Source organism: Pseudomonas sp. 4CAES_32.4, from assembly GCF_058136335.1.
In genome coordinates, this window is sequence record NZ_CM176882.1 from 4611472 (window position 1) to 4626746 (window position 15275).

At 59.4% G+C, this 15275-nt stretch carries 12 protein-coding genes, 6 tRNA genes and 1 pseudogene; 8 read left to right on the forward strand and 11 right to left on the reverse strand.

Annotated features, from left to right (window positions below; all coding sequences use genetic code 11):
* Window positions 1-69: 69 nt before the first annotated feature.
* From AC3Y64_RS20665 to AC3Y64_RS20680, 4 genes are all read left to right on the forward strand, one after another.
* Window positions 70-696, forward strand: a complete 627-nt coding sequence (locus tag AC3Y64_RS20665; RefSeq protein WP_489985087.1) for an alanyl-tRNA editing protein — start codon at window positions 70-72, stop codon at window positions 694-696.
* A 90-nt stretch (window positions 697-786) separates the two neighbouring features.
* On the forward strand, window positions 787-1557 hold the full coding sequence (locus tag AC3Y64_RS20670; protein ID WP_489985088.1) for a 2OG-Fe(II) oxygenase: 771 nt from the start codon (window positions 787-789) through the stop codon (window positions 1555-1557).
* A gap of 1 nt (window position 1558) precedes the next feature.
* Window positions 1559-2197 carry a LysE family translocator gene (locus AC3Y64_RS20675; protein ID WP_489985089.1) on the forward strand — a complete coding sequence of 213 codons (639 nt, stop codon included), beginning with the start codon at window positions 1559-1561 and terminating at the stop codon, window positions 2195-2197.
* A 185-nt stretch (window positions 2198-2382) separates the two neighbouring features.
* Window positions 2383-4122, forward strand: a complete 1740-nt coding sequence (locus AC3Y64_RS20680; RefSeq protein WP_489985090.1) for a dipeptidase — start codon at window positions 2383-2385, stop codon at window positions 4120-4122.
* A 139-nt stretch (window positions 4123-4261) separates the two neighbouring features.
* Here AC3Y64_RS20680 and AC3Y64_RS20685 read toward each other — a convergent pair.
* The 6 genes from AC3Y64_RS20685 to AC3Y64_RS20710 all read right to left on the reverse strand — a co-directional run bounded on the left by AC3Y64_RS20685 (window position 4262) and on the right by AC3Y64_RS20710 (window position 4885).
* A tRNA-Gly gene (locus AC3Y64_RS20685) sits at window positions 4262-4337 on the reverse strand.
* Window positions 4338-4339: 2 nt separating this feature from the next.
* A tRNA-Glu gene (locus AC3Y64_RS20690) sits at window positions 4340-4415 on the reverse strand.
* 57 nt (window positions 4416-4472) lie between these two features.
* Window positions 4473-4548: transfer RNA gene (locus tag AC3Y64_RS20695), tRNA-Gly, on the reverse strand.
* A 3-nt stretch (window positions 4549-4551) separates the two neighbouring features.
* Window positions 4552-4627 (reverse strand) — tRNA-Glu (locus AC3Y64_RS20700).
* Window positions 4628-4731: 104 nt separating this feature from the next.
* A tRNA-Gly gene (locus AC3Y64_RS20705) sits at window positions 4732-4807 on the reverse strand.
* Between the two features lie 2 nt (window positions 4808-4809).
* A tRNA-Glu gene (locus AC3Y64_RS20710) sits at window positions 4810-4885 on the reverse strand.
* 384 nt (window positions 4886-5269) lie between these two features.
* Between AC3Y64_RS20710 and AC3Y64_RS20715 the strand changes: the two genes are divergently transcribed.
* Complete coding sequence (locus AC3Y64_RS20715) at window positions 5270-6028, forward strand: hypothetical protein (RefSeq protein ID WP_489985091.1); 759 nt, start codon at window positions 5270-5272, stop codon at window positions 6026-6028.
* Between the two features lie 648 nt (window positions 6029-6676).
* Here AC3Y64_RS20715 and AC3Y64_RS20720 read toward each other — a convergent pair.
* The 4 genes and pseudogenes from AC3Y64_RS20720 to AC3Y64_RS20735 form a co-directional block, all read right to left on the reverse strand.
* Window positions 6677-7558, reverse strand: coding sequence for a methyl-accepting chemotaxis protein (locus AC3Y64_RS20720; protein WP_489988010.1), 882 nt, complete (start codon window positions 7556-7558; stop codon window positions 6677-6679).
* Window positions 7538-8644 (reverse strand): annotated as a pseudogene (locus AC3Y64_RS20725) (HAMP domain-containing protein); the annotation flags it as partial. The gene AC3Y64_RS20720 and the pseudogene AC3Y64_RS20725, both read right to left, overlap by 21 nt.
* A 108-nt stretch (window positions 8645-8752) precedes the next feature.
* Window positions 8753-10135 (reverse strand): aminotransferase-like domain-containing protein, encoded by a 1383-nt coding sequence (locus AC3Y64_RS20730; protein ID WP_489985092.1) that lies wholly within the window; start codon window positions 10133-10135, stop codon window positions 8753-8755.
* Window positions 10136-10321: 186 nt separating this feature from the next.
* The gene (locus AC3Y64_RS20735) at window positions 10322-11083 is read right to left on the reverse strand and encodes an SDR family oxidoreductase (protein WP_016983635.1); all 762 of its coding nucleotides are present in this window, start codon (window positions 11081-11083) and stop codon (window positions 10322-10324) included.
* 237 nt (window positions 11084-11320) lie between these two features.
* On the opposite strand from AC3Y64_RS20735, the gene AC3Y64_RS20740 reads away from it, so the two are divergent.
* A complete protein-coding gene (locus AC3Y64_RS20740) occupies window positions 11321-12325 on the forward strand; it encodes an NADP-dependent oxidoreductase (protein WP_489985093.1) in 1005 nt (334 codons plus the stop codon).
* 84 nt (window positions 12326-12409) lie between these two features.
* Here AC3Y64_RS20740 and pyrF read toward each other — a convergent pair whose 3' ends face one another.
* Window positions 12410-13108 (reverse strand): orotidine-5'-phosphate decarboxylase, encoded by a 699-nt coding sequence (gene pyrF / locus AC3Y64_RS20745; RefSeq protein ID WP_185036818.1) that lies wholly within the window; start codon window positions 13106-13108, stop codon window positions 12410-12412.
* A 295-nt stretch (window positions 13109-13403) separates the two neighbouring features.
* Here pyrF and AC3Y64_RS20750 point away from each other — a divergent pair, with 295 nt between their 5' ends.
* Together AC3Y64_RS20750 and AC3Y64_RS20755 are read left to right on the forward strand one after the other, a co-directional pair.
* Window positions 13404-14153, forward strand: coding sequence for a response regulator (locus tag AC3Y64_RS20750; protein ID WP_158956364.1), 750 nt, complete (start codon window positions 13404-13406; stop codon window positions 14151-14153).
* Window positions 14153-15202: a sensor histidine kinase gene (locus AC3Y64_RS20755; RefSeq protein ID WP_489985094.1), complete on the forward strand. Its 1050-nt coding sequence runs from the start codon at window positions 14153-14155 to the stop codon at window positions 15200-15202. Before AC3Y64_RS20750 ends, AC3Y64_RS20755 begins: the two co-directional genes overlap by 1 nt.
* Window positions 15203-15275 lie beyond the last annotated feature (73 nt).

The following is a 15275-nucleotide window of genomic DNA, read 5'->3' on the forward strand; positions in this document are numbered from 1 at the left end:
TTGAACGGATTATCACGTTATTGCACGATTCATATAATAAAAATAGAAACTTTCCTAAGGGCATCGAATATGACGCTTCGCCTGTTTTTCCACAGCGATGACCTCAAGGCGAACGTGGAAGTCCTCGACTGCACGCCCCACGAGAATGAATTTGCCGTTGTACTGCGCGCGACTTTGTTTCATCCGCAGGGTGGCGGTCAGCCATGCGATACCGGCTGGATTGGCGAAAGCCAGGTGCTGCGCGTGGTGCAGGAGCCAGATCGGATCGTGCATTTCGTCGATCAACCGGTAGCGCTCGGCATGACTTGTATCCGCGTCGATGAAGATCGCCGTCGCTTCAATACCCGCATGCATTCGGCCGGGCATCTGATTGGCCATTTCGTTCAGGCACTGGGCTGGACGCCGATCAAGGCGCACCACTGGCCGGACGAAGGCCGGGTGCAATTCAAACCCGGTGATGCCGCGAAGGAAGTCGAAGCAGAAACCATTCAATACGCTATTGGCCAGTGGATCGAGCACGATCTGCCCCGCCTGACCTCGCTGCGCGAAGGCGCGCGGGAAATCGGTTTTGGTGAACTCCCGGCCTATGGCTGTGGTGGCACCCATGTACGCAGCCTGAAGGATCTGGGCACAGTCACGATCGCGTCCCTTTCACAGAAGAAGGGCACGCTGTCCGTCCACTACAGCGTGGATTGAGCATTTCGGACGCTGCCTTGCGCGGCGTCCGGCGCCGGGGGAACCGCACTCGCCGGTTCCGTTGACTATCGATAGATGGACCTAGACAACATGATGCTAGACGTCGAGCGTCTCGATGAGACGTGCATAAAAAAACTGGCCAACGAAGAAGTCCTCGCCATTCGCGTCAAAGGCTTTTTGCCCCAGCCGCTGGCGATCGAAATTGGCGACAAGATTCTCGCGCCTGGCTTTGAGGGCTACATCAACGCACCCAGCATCGGGCGCATCGGCATGGCGTTTTATGAAGCGGAAAACCAGCCGCTGCTGATCGAAGATTACTTCGAGCGCGCCACTCGCAACATCGCCGAATTGCGTCATCGTTGCGCGCCCTACTCTTCGCCGGTCGACACCTTGCGTTGCATGCTCGACGAGTCCTGGCCTGCCGGTGCGCATCTGGAAAACCTCTACGGGCGCAAGATGTACGTCGGGCTTTCGCGGGTGGTGAAGCCCGGCGTGTGCTTCCTCGCCCACCACGACATCTTCGCCAAGGACGCCCCCGACAGCTTTCAGGCCCGCAGTCTGGAGGCGCAGTTCGCCTGCAACGTCTACCTGAACATGCCGACCGAAGGCGGCGCCTTGCAGATGTGGGACGACGACATCACGCCGGACCAGTTCGACGAGATGCGCGGCGACAGTTACGGAATCGACCCGGCACTGCTCGGCGCACCGGCCCTTGAGGTGCGGCCGGATCCGGGCGATTTCATCATGTTCAATTCGCGCTGCATGCACTCGGTGACCCCGGGCGTGGCGGATCCGCGTTTGAGCCTTTCCTTCTTTGTCGGCTATCGCGGCAATGCTTCACCCCTGACTTTCTGGAGCTGAGATGTATTCGAATTACCTGGGCGAGTTTCTGGCGCTGGCCACCATCCATTTTCTCGCCGTGGTCGCTCCTGGACCGGACTTCGCCGTGACCATTCGACAAAGCGTCCGCTTCGGACGGTTAGTCGGAATTTGCACGGCGTTGGGCATCGGCGCGGGGATTTCCGTACATGTTCTGTACACGTTATTAGGGGTTGGTGCGTTGATGCACACCACACCGTGGCTACTGACCGTGGCCAAAGTGGTCGGCGGTGCTTACATTCTGTACCTCGGTGTCAGCTTGATTCGCAGCAAGCCGAAAACCACCGTCGAAGGCGAAAAACCTGCGGGCGAACCACTGGTTGAGCAGTCGCTGTTCAAAGCGTTCAGTACCGGCTTCCTGACCAACGCCACCAACCCCAAGGCCACGCTGTTCTTTCTGGCGATCTTCACCACGATCATCAGCGCCACCACGCCCCTGCAAATCCAGGCGCTCTATGGTGTGTGGATGTGTTTTGTAAACGCGTTGTGGTTCGTCATCGTCGCGCTGTTTTTCTCCAGCAACAAAGTGCGCCTGCTGTTTATGCGCATGGGCCACTGGTTCGAGCGCAGCATGGGCGTGATTCTGATTCTGTTCGCCGGACGCTTGGTGCTGTCAATGTGAGTGCACAGAAAAGTCCCGGCACACCCTGCCGGGACTTTTTCATTTCTGCGCCTCTTTTGCATTTCTGTGCGACAGATCAAGTTTCAAGGCTCCCGTGGCACACGTTCGCGGTGTTAGTTTGCAAAAAGTTTCTGACGCATCCGACAGAAACGTCCTACCCACTGTCTGCAAGGAATGCCTGCGTAATGGATTTCTCCCTCAAGCAACTGGCCGCCGCTACCCTGATGCTCGCCAGCCTCGCGTCATTCACCAGCGCCGCTCAAGCCAACATCACCCCACAGCAGAGCGCGGCCATCCTGAAATCCTTCGACGAAAAAAACGTCACGGACTTCCGCGAGTTTTTGAGCAGCCTGGCCAAGAGCGACATCGCCAAAAGCGACAATCTTGGTCCAGCCATCAGCACTTTTCTCGACAACAAGACGCTGAATGTCGAACAGCAGAACGAAATTCATCGCCTGCTGGGCATCTACACCCGCGTGAAGTACGGCAAAGCCGCGCTGGAAACCTTGCGCGAACTGGTCGAGATTCCTACTTTCCAGAAGGAAGGTGTGGCACAGCACGACAACCCTGAATTCATCAAGATCGCTGCCAAGATCAAAAGCCTGGCCGAGTCGTTCAATCTTAACTTCCGCAACGTCGATAACCGCGTCTACGAAATCTCCCTCGAAGGCCAGGGCGACGAAGTCGTCGGTATCCATGCCCACGCTGACGTAGTGCCCGTGACCCCGGAAAACTGGGTGCTCAAGGACGGCACCAAGCTTGATCCGTTCAAGGTCACCCTGATCGGCGATCGCATGTACGGCCGCGGTACCGAGGATGACAAGAACGGTATCGTCGTCGCGCTGTACGCCATGAAGGTGATCAAGGAGGAGAAGCTGCCGCTGGCGCGCAACTTCAAACTGCTGGTCGACACCACCGAAGAAACCACGGGTGACGCAATCCCTTATTACTTCGAGAAAAACCCGACGCCGGCCTACAACATGGCATTGGACGGTGGTTACCCGGTCGTGATTGCCGAGAAAGGCTACGGCACGGTGATGGCCAAATTTGCCAAACGCACCGCTGAAGGCAAAGGCGCGGAAATCACTTCGATGACCGGCGGCCTGGCGACCAACCAGATTCCATCGGCGTCCGTCGTCACCCTGGTGACCGACAAACCTGCCGAACTGGCAGCCAGCCTGCAAAAGGCCGGGACTGAATTCGCCAAACACAATGGCGGCAACTTTGAAGTCGCTGCCAAGGTTGATGGCAAAGACGTCAAACTGACGGTGACCGGCGTTTCCGCGCATTCCTCCGAACCGGAATCCGGTGTTAACCCGGTAGCGCGCATGCTGGTGTTCATCAACAGCCTCGAAGGCAAAGTCGCTCTCAAGCACAACTCGTTCACCGACGCCGCTCGCTACGCCGCCGACAATTGGGGCCTGGACTATCTGGGCAAAAAACTTGGTGTGGGTTTCTCCGACGATTTCATGGGGCCGCTGACCACTTCGCTGACTTACGTCGGCGAGGATGACAACGCGTTCAAGCTGGCGGTGAATCTGCGGGTGCCGAAGGGCAAATCCCCGGAAAAACTCAAGGCTGAAATCGCCGACAAACTAAGTGCCTGGACCAAGAAAACCAAGGTTGCCGTGGCGTTCGATTATTCGGTCGCCGAACCGATGTACCGCAACCCGGAAGGTGAATGGGTCAAGGCGTTGCTGGCGGTGTCCACGGAAAACCTTGGCATGAAACACGAGTTCGGCACTTCTGCCGGCGCGACGTCGGTGCATGAGTTGCCGAATGGCGTCCAATTTGGTCTGGCGCGTCCTGAAGTGAAATACACCGGCCACACCGATGGCGAGTTCAAGACCGTTGACCAGTTCTTGCTGGATCTGCAGATCGTCACCGAAATGATGGGCCGCATCGGGCAATTGCCGAAGCTGTGATCGATCGCTCGAACCCGGTCAGCGCATGGCCGGGTTCTGGCAGACGCAAAAAAGGACCTTCACGGTCCTTTTTTTTGGCGACAACAAATCGCGCACAAACAAAAACGCCGATCATCACTGATCGGCGTTTTTGTGAATTTGGAGCGGGAAACGAGACTCGAACTCGCGACCCCGACCTTGGCAAGGTCGTGCTCTACCAACTGAGCTATTCCCGCAATGGCGTCCCCTAGGGGACTCGAACCCCTGTTACCGCCGTGAAAGGGCGGTGTCCTAGGCCACTAGACGAAGGGGACACAGGCTACAACTTTCACTAATAAAAACGCCGCTCACTGAGCGGCGTTTCTAGAATTTGGAGCGGGAAACGAGACTCGAACTCGCGACCCCGACCTTGGCAAGGTCGTGCTCTACCAACTGAGCTATTCCCGCAAATGGCGTCCCCTAGGGGACTCGAACCCCTGTTACCGCCGTGAAAGGGCGGTGTCCTAGGCCACTAGACGAAGGGGACACGCTACCCGGAACACATGGTGTGTGTTTCGGTGTCCAGATCCGCCTCCGAAGATTTGGTTCTGGTTTCACTCAGCACCGCCCGAAAGCACTGCTGTTTAAAATTGGAGCGGGAAACGAGACTCGAACTCGCGACCCCGACCTTGGCAAGGTCGTGCTCTACCAACTGAGCTATTCCCGCATTGGCGTCCCCTAGGGGACTCGAACCCCTGTTACCGCCGTGAAAGGGCGGTGTCCTAGGCCACTAGACGAAGGGGACACACTACAACATTCACTTCCTGCCGCGCTTCGCTGTGTGCTTTACGCTGCAAGTGGCGCGCATTCTATGGATGGATTGAGAGGTCGTCAACCCCCAGATATAAATTTATTTAAATCAATGACTTCGCCCTGCTTTACGGGAGCAATCGGGGTTTTCCTTCGCCCAGGCTTTGACGCCTATATTCCGACACTCGCCAAGACGTTATAGTCCACCGCTCAGTGATGGCAATCTGCACATCAAGCGCCAGCATTCATATAAGCAGCACGCGGCCGATACAGATTGAACCAGCCGATCCAACTCGTCGAGCGGCGCTAGGCGCCTAAATGCCCAGCCACTACACTCGCATGCGAACCCTATAAAGAGGTCTTACCGGTGACACCACTCATGATCACCCTGCTCGTCGTAGCCGGGATCGCAATCCTGATCGCCATTGGCTACATGAACCATGTAGTGGAAGCCAACAAACTGGAGAAGGCCCGCACTAAAGTCGAACTCAACGATCGCCTGCGTCGCTGCGGCGAACTGACCGAAACCTTCCCCGGCCAGTTCATGACGCCTGCGCTCAAGCTGTTGCTGACTCGGCTGGAACTGAACGTCTGCCAACGCCTGCTGAACCTCGAAAAAACCAGCGCCACCACCAAAGCCCGCATCACCGAACTGAGCGCCATGGTCGCCCAAGGCGAATCGATCCCGGTCAACAACCCGCCGGCACCGATCATGACCGAGGCCAAGGCCAAAGACGTACGCTTCCTCCTCGAAGCCCTGCACGGCCAGATCACCCGCGCCGCCCACGACGGTTTCCTGCCACCGAACGAAGCCAAACACTGGGTTCGCGAAGTCCGCCACATTCTGGTGCTGCTGCACATCGAGTTTTTCAACAACCTCGGCCAACAGTCCCTGCAGCAAAACCAACCCGGCCAAGCCCGCCTCGCCTTCGAACGCGGCGTGCAATACCTGCGCAAACAGCCAGACCCGCAGATCTATTCCGAACAACTGCAATACCTGGAAAAACTGCTGGCCCGCGCCAACGCCCAGGTCATGGACAAAATCGCCCCGGCTGAAGGCGACGAAAACCAACTCACCGCCGGCCTCAAAGATGTAGAGGCGGATGCAGACTGGAAGAAAAAAGTGATTTACGACTGATAGTCGATGCTGGAAAAGGAGCCACCGCAGAGGTGGCTTTTTTGTGGGTGGCAGATGGGGACCGGGTGGAGAGACGACCGCTATCGCGAGCAGGCTCACTCCTACAATTGAATTCGATACATCTGATAGAGATCGGTCGACTGGGAGGCCGCTATCGCTAGCAGGGCTAGCTCCCACAGTTTGATCGCATACATGCTGCAAAAAATTGGTCAGCTCGTAGGCCGCCATCGCTGGTAAGTCACGCAGTTTTGATTTGCGAACACCCCATGCGGCAAAGCCGCCCCACTCAACACAATGAGCGCAAGCTCGAGTACCGCTCTTGATCTTGATCTCGGAGCCCGTCGGCAGGCTGAGTGGAGGGATTGATCCGGGGGTGGGAGCGCAGCGACCGTTTGGCGAAGCCAAATGCATCGAGAGGAGGTGCAGCGAAGCAAACCGTAGGCGATGCGCCCGGATCGATCCCGGAGCGAAGGAACCCCGAGCCCCAGCGAGCGGGCCGAACGTCAGGGCAAAGACTTTTGGTTCCTTTTTGGCGTTTGAAAAAGGGACTCGCCGTAAGGGCGAAACTGCCAGAAGCAACACCCGCAGAACCGGATATTCACCCCCCCAAAGCGCATGGTCGGCCCAAAGGCCGCCAAGTCCAAAGCGTCACAGCCGAAAATGCCCAACCATCCCACGCAACCCAACCCCCAACTGCGCCAGCTCAACACTCGAAGCCGCGTTCCCGCGCATCGCCAGCGAAGACTGATCCGCACTCGCACGAATACTCGTCACACTGCGATTGATCTCCTCCGCCACCGAACTCTGCTCCTCAGCGGCCGCCGCAATCTGCTGATTCATCTGCTGGATCAACGACACCGCCGCCGCAATACTCCCCAACGCACTTTCGGTCTGCAGCGCATCACTCACCGCCAGCTTCACCAACTCACCACTGCCCTGAATCTGCTGCACCGATGAATGCGCCGCCGCACGCAACGCGCTGACCAGCCGCTCGATCTCCTCGGTCGATTGCTGCGTACGCCGCGCCAAAGCCCGCACCTCATCGGCCACCACCGCAAAGCCCCTGCCCTGCTCGCCTGCCCGGGCCGCCTCGATCGCGGCATTGAGGGCCAACAGATTGGTCTGCTCCGCCACGCTCTTGATCACGTCAAGCACCGTACCGATATTCTGGATTTGCGCACTCAGGCTCTCGATGCTCGAACTGGCCGACGTCGCCGAATCCGCCAATTGCTCGATCCGCGCCATGCTCTGACGCACCACCCGCTGACCACTTTCGACCTTGTCGTCGGCTGTCTGCGCCGCCAGCGCCGCTTCTTCGGCATTGCGCGCAACGTCATGCACGGTAGCCGTCATCTGGTTCATGGCGGTGGCGACCTGCTCGGTTTCCTCCTTCTGACTGCTGACCTCAAGATTGGTCTGCTCGGTCACCGCCGACAACGACTGCGCCGAGCTGGCCAATTGTTCGATACCCGCCTGCAACCCGCTGACAATCGTGCTCAACCCCGCGCCCATCTGTTGCATCGCCAGCATCAGTTGACCGATTTCGTCACGCCGGGTCACCTCGACGGTTGCGCTCAAATCACCGGCGGCGATCTGCTGCGCCACCTGAATCACGCTGCGTAACGGCGCGACGATCAGGCGCGTGATGACCCACGCGGCAATCAGCCCGACCAACAGCGCCAGTGCTGAAGAGCCAATGATCAGCACCGAGTTTTTCTTCAGTTCAGCCTGCATCGCCGCGTCTTCAGCGACATAAGCCTGATCGACGCGCTCGACGACCTGACTCGCACGCTGGTGCAATTGCTCGTAAACGGTTTTTTCCTGAGCGAGCAAACCGGTGTACTCGGCCAGTTTGTCGTTGAACCCGGCGATGTGTCCGGACACTTCATTGAGCACCGTCAGGTAGCCCTCATCCTTGACCGTGGACTTCAGTTCTTCAGCCTGCGCCTGCGCCTGTGCGGCCTGCTCGATATTGCCCTTGCCGGCGCTGTCGGCATCACCTTTGCGGCTTTGATCCAGACGCACCCGGGCCTCATTCATCGCTTGCAGCATCAACCGCGACACCTGGCTGACCTGATTGGCCTGCTCGATGAACTGTGCACCGTCCTTGCCTTCACTGTCTTTCAAGGTGTACGCGCCGTCGTCGGCCAGTCCGGCCTGCAGCACGTCGAGGTTATTGGCCACACTGGAGACCGACCAACTGGCCATTTCCAGCGCAAGATCCTTAGCCTGGGTCAGCGAGACGAATTCATCGAAGGCCTTGCGGTAAGCCCCCAGCGAAAGCTGGACATCATTCATCACCGCAACGTTGGCCGGCGACTGCGCCTTGAGCTGATCGGCCAGGGTGATCAGGCCGTCGACGCCTTCGCGCAGGGTATCGGCGTTTTTCGGGTTGGCGTGCAGGGCATAGTCCTGCTCAAGCAAGCGCACTTTGAGCAACCCGCTATTGAGTGAAGACATCTGTTTGAGGCCATCGAAGCGTTGACTGATGGTTTGCAGGGACCAGACACCGATGGCTGCAACCAGCGCCGTCAGCAGCAGCACGAGCACAAACCCGACACCCAGTTTTTTTGCCATACCGAGGTTGGCAAAACGTCCTTGCACGGCCGAAATCATTGCGCGTAGTCCCCTGCCATAGTCTGTAGACGAAGATTCGCAACGGCCATCCAACTGCACAAGTCTCTGGCGTCGGAATAATGGCAAAAAGCTACGCCCTCGTCGCTTTCAGAACGCTTGAGGTCGATCCGCACGGGTGTTGCGAAAAAACTGCCGGGCCCGTGGATCGCAAGCATGCGCGACATTGATGCGCTGCCACTCGGTGATCTCGCCGCTGGGGCTAAACGCACTCGCCGACGGCAGCTCCACGCCACTGCGCTGGGCGGTCTTGTACAAGCGGGCAGCGTCGGTCAACGGCGGGCGGGCCCATATGAACAACCCGCCGACCGGTTTGCCAAACACCTCCCAGTCGGCGTCCTCCAGTGCTTGCAGGGCAGCAGCACGATCAATATTCAGGCGCTGGCGTTGACGTTGCACGAGTTTGCGATAGGCACCGCTGGCCAGGAGACTGGCCAGCACCGCCTCCGCGAATTGGCAAACACCCATGCTGGTGACCTTTTTGACCTGGGCCAGACGCGCAATCAGTTGATCATCAGCCAGCACAAACCCGACCCGCAGTGAACTGCTGAGCGTCTTGGAGAAACTGCCGACGTAGATCACCTGCGCATCCAGTGCCGCCAGCCGCACGCCGGTGCCGTGGTGCATGTCGGCGTAGACATCGTCTTCAACCAGCCGCAAGTCATGGCTTGCACATAACTGCAAGATCCGTTGTGCAACGGACTGCGTCAGACAGCTGCCCGTCGGGTTGTGATGGTGACTGTTGATGAACATCGCAACCGGGCGGAATTTTTTCAGCAACGCCTCGAGCATGTCGATGTCCGGCCCGTTGGGGGTGCGACGTACTTCCAGCAGGTGAACGCCGTGCATTCGCAGCAGATCAAACAGCGGCGCATAGCCCGGACTTTCCACCACCACGTAGTCACCGGCCTTGAGCAGCGTCCTGACCAGCAGATCCAGGGCGTGGCTGGCACCGCTGGTGGTCAGCATCTGTTGTTCGCACGCATCGATACCGATGAGGCCGAGGCGTTTGGCTATTTGCTCGCGCAACGCCGGCAATCCCAACGGCGAGCTGTAGTTGAACAGGCTGGCCATGTCGGTTCGAGCGACTTGGCGAATTGCGTAATTGAGGTCGTCGGACTCCCGCCAGTTTTCGGGCAAACCGCCATCGCCTAGTTTCAGCCATGCGCCAAAACCACGGACACCCTGGGTGCCTTCGCTACCCGCACGACGCTGGTTACCGGGCGTCGGCGCAGGCGCCTCCGCCACCATGAATCCAGCACCGTGACGCGGTGCCAGAACACCTTGGGCGACGAGACGTTCGCACGCCTCTGCCACGCACGACTGGCTGAGCAGATTGGAGCGCGCGATCTGCCGCACCGAGGGCAGGCGCGTAGCCGGAGCCACCGCGTCCCGGGTGATCCAGTCGATGACCCCGTCAACAATCTGCTGCACGACAGGCACCATTGCCTGTCGGTCAATTCTCAATTCCATGAGCAAGCAAACTCCTGTCCGTTTTGCTGGCGGCAGTAAATCACAGCCGCGCCGGACAGGCTGTGCGACAACGCCGTCAAAAGGGCTGGTTCTAACTATTTGATACACATTGTTTAGCGGATTCACCGAACTAAACGCCAGGCATAAAAAAACCCGCAGGAAAGCCGGTTCTGTTGTTGCCGATTTTCAGAATGCGGTCACGCCACCGTCCACGGCCAGCGAATGGCCCGTGGTGAACGCAGCGCCATCGCTGCACAGATACAGCACGGCACTGGCGATTTCCTCGACCTTGCCGATACGCCCGACCGGGTGCATCGCGTTGGCGAACTCGCCCTTCTTCGGATCGGCTTCATAGGCACGGCGGAACATGTCAGTGTCGATCACCGCCGGGCACACGGCATTGACGCGAATTTTCTTCTTCGCGTATTCGATGGCGGCCGATTTGGTCAGGCCGATCACCGCATGTTTCGAGGCCGCATAAATGCTCATCTTCGGCGCTGCGCCCAACCCGGCCACCGACGCCGTGTTGACGATTGCCCCGCCGCCCTGGGCCAGCAACAGCGGCAACTGATACTTCATGCACAGCCAGACGCCTTTGACGTTGACGCCCATGATGGCGTCGAACTCGTCCATCGAGCCGTCCGCCAGTTTGCCTTTTTCGATTTCGATGCCGGCATTGTTGAAGGCATAGTCGAGACGGCCGTAGGTATTGATCACCTCGTCCATCAGATTTTTCACTTCGCTTTCGACGGTCACGTTGCAGCGCACGAAGGTCGCTTCGCCACCGGCTGTACGAATCAGTGCCACCGTGCCCTCGCCCCCTGCCGCATCCAGATCGGCCACCACCACTTTCAGACCTTCGGCGGCGAATGCCTGCGCGGTCGCTCGGCCGATGCCGTTGGCCGCACCCGTGACTACGGCAACCTGACCGGAAAACGTCATGCTCATTGTTATGTCCTCGAACGCAAAGATGCTGGGGGTTTGTCGCATTGCAGCATAGCCATTGGGGTTGGCCCGGTGTCAGCACTATCAGAAGGCCATTTACCGAACCATGCGTGGCAGTGATAAAACCCTGCCGCGTACTATCACCGCTCTGGATCGACCTGCATTCGCCGCGCCCGCTCAACTTGCTACACGGCGGCCGAAGGTCTATCAACAACACTTCATTTCGTTCGAGTGCCTGCCATGACCAGCCAGACCAATCGCCAGTTCCTGCTCGCCAAACGCCCGGTGGGCGCCGCCACCCGTGAGACCTTCACCTATCAGGAAGTGCCGGTCGGCGAGCCTGCGGCGGGGCAGATTCTGGTCAAGAACGAATACCTGTCCCTTGATCCGGCCATGCGCGGCTGGATGAACGAGGGCAAGTCCTACATCCCGCCGGTCGGTATCGGTGAGGTCATGCGCGCACTGGGCGTAGGTAAAGTCATCGCCTCGAACAATCCTGGATTTGCGGTCGGGGACTACGTCAACGGTGCCATTGGTGTGCAGGATTATTTCCTCGGCGAGCCAAGAGGTTTCTACAAAGTCGATCCGAAACTGGCACCGCTGCCGGTGTATCTGTCGGCACTGGGCATGACCGGCATGACCGCTTATTTCGCCCTGCTCGATGTGGGCGCACCGAAGGCTGGCGACACCGTGGTGTTGTCAGGCGCAGCGGGTGCAGTGGGCAGCATTGCCGGGCAGATCGCCAAGATCAAAGGCTGCCGCGTGATCGGCATTGCTGGCGGTGCCGACAAGTGCAAATTTCTCATCGATGAACTGGGTTTCGACGGCGCCATCGACTACAAGTCCGAAGATGTCGTAACCGGTCTTAAACGCGAATGCCCGAAAGGCGTTGATGTTTATTTCGATAACGTCGGTGGTGACATTCTTGACGCCGTGTTGAGCCGTATAAACATGAAGGCCCGGGTCGTCATCTGTGGCGCCATCAGCCAGTACAACAATAAGGAAGCGGTCAAAGGCCCGGCCAACTACCTGTCGCTGCTGGTCAACCGCGCGCGGATGGAAGGCTTCGTGGTGATGGATTACGCGGCGCAATACGCCAGCGCCGCGCAGGAAATGGCCGGCTGGATGGCCAAGGGGCAGCTCAAGAGCAAGGAAGACATCGTCGAAGGCCTGGAGACCTTTCCGGAGACGCTGATGAAATTGTTCAGCGGCGAGAACTTTGGCAAGTTGGTGTTGAAGGTTTAAAACCGAAGATCAAAAGATCGCAGCGTGACGCAGCTCCTACAGGTGTTCACATAACCCTGTAAGAGCTGCCGAAGGCTGCGATCTTTAGGCGATTTCGGCTACAACCGAAGCCAGCGCCTTGGCCGGATCAGCCGCCTGGCTGATCGGACGGCCAATCACCAGATAATCGGAACCGGCATCCAGCGCCTGACGCGGGGTCAGGATGCGGCGCTGGTCGTCTTGCGCGCTGCCCGCCGGACGAATCCCCGGTGTCACCAATTGCAGCGACGGGTGTGCGGTTTTCAGCGCAGTGGCTTCCAGCGCCGAACACACCAGACCGTCCATGCCAGCCTTCTCGGCCAGTGCGGCCAGACGCAGCACTTGCTCTTGTGGCTCGATGTCCAGACCGATGCCCGCCAGATCTTCGCGTTCCATCGAGGTCAGCACCGTCACGCCGATCAGCAATGGCTGCGGGCCGCTGCGCTTGTCCAGTTCTTCACGGCAAGCGGCCATCATGCGCAGGCCGCCGGAGCAGTGCACGTTGACCATCCACACGCCCATCTCGGCAGCGGCTTTCACGGCCATCGCGGTGGTGTTGGGAATGTCGTGAAATTTCAGGTCGAGGAATACTTCGAAACCCTTGTCACGCAGGGTGCCGACGATTTCCGCGGCGCAACTGGTGAACAGTTCCTTGCCCACTTTGACCCGGCACAGCTTCGGGTCCAACTGGTCGGCCAGCTTCAGTGCGGCGTCACGGGTGGGGAAATCCAGGGCGACGATGATAGGAGTCTGGCAGGCGGACATGAATGGGCTCTCAGGCAGGTCGAAATCGGCGCGCATTGTAGCGGAACCGGCGGCAGCGCGGCACCCGATGATCGGTAAATCGTCGCGCTGACCGTGATCAGCATAGCGTCCGCTGCTATTGTGTCGACTCCGATACACAACCGACATGCCGCCAACACGCGCCCGCGCTAGCCTCGCCAGCCGCAACACGCCCTTACATCAGCACTTCCCGCCTCACGGCAGGACGCCTATGCTGAAACCACAACCTCGCAGCCCATCTTTGTGGTTGGCGGCCTACTGGCAGACGAACAGCCTCATGCACAACAACCAAACGACCGCGACGGATGAGCCAAAAGACGACAAGCGCTGGAGCATTCGCGCGCTGATCGTCGACGATGACGTGCCGATCCGCGAGCTGATGATCGATTACCTCGCCCGCTTCAATATCCACGCCAGCGGCGTTACCGACGGCGCGGCCATGCGCGTGGCGATGCAGGCCGAACACTTCGATGTGGTGGTACTCGATCTGATGCTGCCCGGCGAAGACGGCCTGTCGCTGTGCCGCTGGCTGCGCGCCGAATCGGACATCCCGATCCTGATGCTCACCGCGCGCTGCGAGCCCACCGACCGCATCATCGGCCTCGAACTGGGTGCCGATGACTACATGGCCAAGCCGTTCGAGCCGCGTGAACTGGTCGCGCGCATCCAGACCATCCTGCGCCGCGTGCGCGATGATCGGACCGAGCAACGTGCCAACATTCGTTTCGACAACTGGCGACTGAACAGCGTCCTGCGCCAATTGATTGCCGACGATGGCCTGGTGGTGCCGCTGTCCAACGCCGAATTCCGTTTGCTCTGGGTGTTCATCGAGCGACCGCGCCGGGTGCTCAGCCGCGAACAACTGCTCGACGCCGCCCGTGGTCGTTCGATCGAAGCGTTCGACCGCAGCATCGATTTGCTGGTGTCGCGCCTGCGACAGAAACTCGGCGACGATCCGAAAGCCCCGCAGTTGATCAAAACCGTACGCGGTGAGGGTTACCTGTTCGACGCGCGGGACATCGGCTGATGCGAGCGCGCTTCGACACGCTGTTCGGTCGCCTGTTTGGCGTGCTGTTCGTGGCGATTGTCCTGGCGCACTTGCTGGCGTTCACCTGGTTTCATCTTTACGGCCCTCCGCCACCTCCACCGCCACCGGAGTTCACCCAGGGCGCGGACGGCCAACCGATGGCGCAAGATCCGCGCTACCCGCCACGGCCCCCGCGTCCGTGGTTCGGTGGTCCGGTGGTGCCGCTGACCTTTCAATTCATCACGTTGATGATCGCTGCGTGGTACGGCGCCAAGCTGCTCAGTCGCCCGATCCAGCGTCTGAGCGACGCCGCCGAACGTCTCAGCGAAGACCTCGACAGCCCGCCTCTGGACGAGTCCGGCCCGCGCGAAGCACGGCAAGCGGCGCACACCTTCAACCTGATGCAGCAACGCATTCGCGAGCAGGTACAGCAACGCGCGCGCATGCTCGGCGCGGTTTCCCACGACCTGCGCACACCGCTGTCACGCCTGAAACTGCGCCTGGAAAACATCAGCGATGAAAGGCTGCAGGGGCAGATGCGTCAGGACCTCGACGACATGATCGGCATGCTCGACGCCACGCTGACCTACCTGCACGAACAGCGCACCAGCGAAGCCGTGCAAATGATGGACGTGCAGGCGCTGGTCGAATCGCTGGCTGAGAATGCTCAGGATCAGGGCGCCGACGTGCAGGTCAGCGGCCATTGCACGCCATTGCCGGTGCAGCCAATGGCGCTGCGTTCGTGCATCAACAATCTGATGGATAACGCCTTGCGCTATGCCGGGCAGGCGCAGATCGAATTGCAGGATCAGCGCGAGCAATTGCTGATTCGTGTGATCGACCACGGACCGGGGATCGCCGCCGACAAACGCGAAGCGGTGTTTGAACCGTTCTATCGCCTGGAAGGTTCGCGCAATCGCAATTCCGGCGGCGTCGGCCTGGGCATGACCATTGCCCGCGAGGCAGCGCAGCGTCTGGGCGGACAATTGAATCTGGAAGAAACCCCGGGCGGCGGTCTCACTGCCGTCATTCGCCTGCCGCGCACCTGAGAAACACACAATCGACTGTGGGAGCGAGCTTGCTCGCGATAGCGGTCTATCCATGACATTTGCTGTGACTGAC

What these genes read in the sequence shown, in the direction of transcription:
- AC3Y64_RS20750 (WP_158956364.1), top strand. Translation starts at nt 13,404, where the DNA reads ATGCACAACAACCAAACGACCGCGACGGATGAGCCAAAAGACGACAAG.
- AC3Y64_RS20680 (WP_489985090.1), top strand. Translation starts at nt 2,383, where the DNA reads ATGGATTTCTCCCTCAAGCAACTGGCCGCCGCTACCCTGATGCTCGCC.
- AC3Y64_RS20730 (WP_489985092.1), bottom strand. Translation starts at nt 10,135, where the DNA reads ATGGAATTGAGAATTGACCGACAGGCAATGGTGCCTGTCGTGCAGCAG.
- AC3Y64_RS20715 (WP_489985091.1), top strand. Translation starts at nt 5,270, where the DNA reads ATGATCACCCTGCTCGTCGTAGCCGGGATCGCAATCCTGATCGCCATT.
- AC3Y64_RS20670 (WP_489985088.1), top strand. Translation starts at nt 787, where the DNA reads ATGATGCTAGACGTCGAGCGTCTCGATGAGACGTGCATAAAAAAACTG.
- AC3Y64_RS20720 (WP_489988010.1), bottom strand. Translation starts at nt 7,558, where the DNA reads ATGCTGGCGATGCAACAGATGGGCGCGGGGTTGAGCACGATTGTCAGC.
- AC3Y64_RS20740 (WP_489985093.1), top strand. Translation starts at nt 11,321, where the DNA reads ATGACCAGCCAGACCAATCGCCAGTTCCTGCTCGCCAAACGCCCGGTG.
- pyrF (WP_185036818.1), bottom strand. Translation starts at nt 13,108, where the DNA reads ATGTCCGCCTGCCAGACTCCTATCATCGTCGCCCTGGATTTCCCCACC.
- AC3Y64_RS20755 (WP_489985094.1), top strand. Translation starts at nt 14,153, where the DNA reads ATGCGAGCGCGCTTCGACACGCTGTTCGGTCGCCTGTTTGGCGTGCTG.
- AC3Y64_RS20735 (WP_016983635.1), bottom strand. Translation starts at nt 11,083, where the DNA reads ATGAGCATGACGTTTTCCGGTCAGGTTGCCGTAGTCACGGGTGCGGCC.
- AC3Y64_RS20675 (WP_489985089.1), top strand. Translation starts at nt 1,559, where the DNA reads ATGTATTCGAATTACCTGGGCGAGTTTCTGGCGCTGGCCACCATCCAT.
- AC3Y64_RS20665 (WP_489985087.1), top strand. Translation starts at nt 70, where the DNA reads ATGACGCTTCGCCTGTTTTTCCACAGCGATGACCTCAAGGCGAACGTG.